2 protein-coding genes are annotated in these 2,277 nt (G+C 71.1%); both read right to left on the bottom strand.

Features of this window, described 5'->3' with window-relative positions:
* Positions 1–131 precede the first annotated feature (131 nt).
* Positions 132–635: a GNAT family N-acetyltransferase gene (locus VNT50_RS02550; RefSeq protein ID WP_325483533.1), complete on the bottom strand. Its 504-nt coding sequence runs from the start codon at positions 633–635 to the stop codon at positions 132–134.
* Positions 636–1,238: 603 nt separating this feature from the next.
* Positions 1,239–2,277, bottom strand: a 1,039-nt coding sequence (locus VNT50_RS02545) for a tetratricopeptide repeat protein (RefSeq protein ID WP_414683926.1), incomplete at its 5' end; no start/stop codon positions are given.

Here is a 2,277-nt window from a genome sequence, read left to right as displayed (position 1 = left end):
GTGCTGCGGGTCTCCGAATCGATCGCCTGGAGACTCCTGCTTCCGTGTGAAGGCTGCAGCGCGAGGCCAAGCGCCGGGCCGGCGTGCGGAGACGCACGCAGGCCCGGTCGCGGGGTCGAATGTCGCTGGGCCTAGGCGGCGGGATCGCGCCACATGCGCCACACGGTGGGCCCGTCGGGTAGGGGGATGCCACCCTGGGCGCGGAAGCCGTGGCGCTCGTAGAGCGCGCGGTTGCGGTCGCTGGTCGCCTCCAGGTAGGCGGGCACCCCGTCGCGGTCGCAGCGCTCGAGGCCCGGTGCCATGAGGGCTCCTCCGATGCCCGTGCCCTGTCGCTGCGGGTGCACCGCGAGGAACTGCAGGTGGTAGTGGGGCTCTTGCGGCGCCTGCGCCTCGAAGAGCTCGACGACTTCGAAGAACCTGGGGGCGTCGATCCCGGCGACCTCCTCGAGGCGTTGGGCGTACACAGGCTCAGCGCCCACGGGGTCGATGCCGGGTGCGGCCCACAGCGCCGCTCCCGCAACCTCCTCGTCGGCGTAAGTCTCGCCATGGGTCAGGTACGCCTCGACGAACACGTCGAAGAAGCTCGGCAACATTGCGCGGCGCCGGTGGTCGTCGGGAGCGAACCACCGGAACACGGGATCGTCGTAGAACGCCGCGGCCAGCGCCGCAGCGAGTCGCGGCGCGTCGTCGCGTCGTGCGGTGTCGATGCGGTGCGCGGGCGGCCGGTGGGTCGCCTCACGGACGGCCCGGGCCGCCTCGTCGTGATCAATGTCAAAGGGATGCTCCTCAGATTCGGGATCGGATGCGCGCGGCCACGGCCACGCCTGCCGGGTGGCCGATGCCTCGGCACGGCTCGCGGCTCGTTTTCGAAGTGCCCCAGCAACGACGACCCTCGGTCATGGTTGTCGTAGGCGAAGCGGAAGACCCGAGGGGGGCCGTGGCCTGCGACGCTGCCGTGTCGTCGAACTTCAGCTGCGGGGTGAACAGCATCGTCTCAGCACGGCCCCGGTCGCTCGATACGGCATTCCCGCCGCCGCGGGTGCGGCGAGCCGTAGGCACGGAGGCCGCCCCGGGGCCAATATCGGGTAGGCCGCTGCCCGCGACTCCGCCGATCCGTCCATCTCAGGCATCTGATGCTCGTTCGCGAGACGCACTTGTGCGCGGCGGGCGCGTCACACACACGCGGGGCGCCGCCTCCTCCAACGGGCCCGGATGAACAACGTCCTCGGGATCGACGTCTAGGCGGCGGCCGCGTGCTGCGTCATGCGGCAGAAGCATGACGACTCGATTGGGACGTCGGCGCGGGCGCGGGCGACGTCGAGCTGCTGCTTGATGATCCGCGCCGGCTCGGGCTTTCCGAGCCGGACGAGGCACTCGTGGTACCCGTGCAGGCTCCAAACGTTCCCGGGGTGCCAGGACGAGCGCGGGATCGACGGGTCGTAGCCCAGGTCTTCGGCGTAGACGGTCTCGGCCTCCTCGACCCGACCCTGCTCGAGCAGCAGCGCGCCGTAGGCGTGGCGGGTGGGCTGCATCCAGCCCCACGGCTCGTCGTACGGCAGCGCGTCGTCGAGCGCGATCGCCCGGCGCAGGTGCTCGAACGCCGCGTCGAACTGGCCGCGCCGGTACTCGAGCTCGCCGTCGAGCATCGCCCCGGCGACGGCGAGGATGTCCTGGCACGTGTTGTTGAACAGATAGCGCGAGTCGGGTACGCGCGCGACGGCGGTGAGGAACGCGTCGCGCGCCGCGTCGGCTTGCTGCATCCGCCCGGTCGCCGCGTACGCGACGCCCTGCGCGTAATGCGTCATCGCCGTCGTGCTGCAGTAGAGCCCGGGGTCACCGGGCAGCGGCAGCGCGAGGATGTCCTCCCACATCCCGAAGCGGATGAGCACGTGCAGGCGCATGGGGACGAACGCCTCGAGGTAGTCGGCCATCGGCGGCTGCTCGATCCGCAGCAGCTCCTCCGGCAGCGAGGCCTCGAGGTCGGCGGCGACGCGCAGCGCGACCTGCGACCGGCCGAGGAACATCGCCCCGTAGATCGCGAAGTGGCGGTCGTGCGCGTGGTAGAGCGCGTAGAACCCGACCCGGCCCTCGCGCGCGACGTACTTCTCGTTGACCTCGATCGCGCGCAGGTTCGACTCGAGCGTGCTCTTGTAGTCGCCGCACAGCACGTCGATGTGCGTCGGCATGTGCACGAGGTGGCCGGCGTCGGGGACGAGCGAGCGCAGCTCGTCGGCGACCGGCAGCGCCTGCTCGGGGAACGGCGACATCTCCATCAGG

Origin of the sequence: Microbacterium sp. (assembly GCF_035554235.1) — a bacterium.
Taxonomy (GTDB): domain Bacteria; phylum Actinomycetota; class Actinomycetes; order Actinomycetales; family Microbacteriaceae; genus Microbacterium.
Note: the sequence above shows the minus strand (reverse complement) of the source record. Positions and strands in the feature narration are given on the sequence as shown.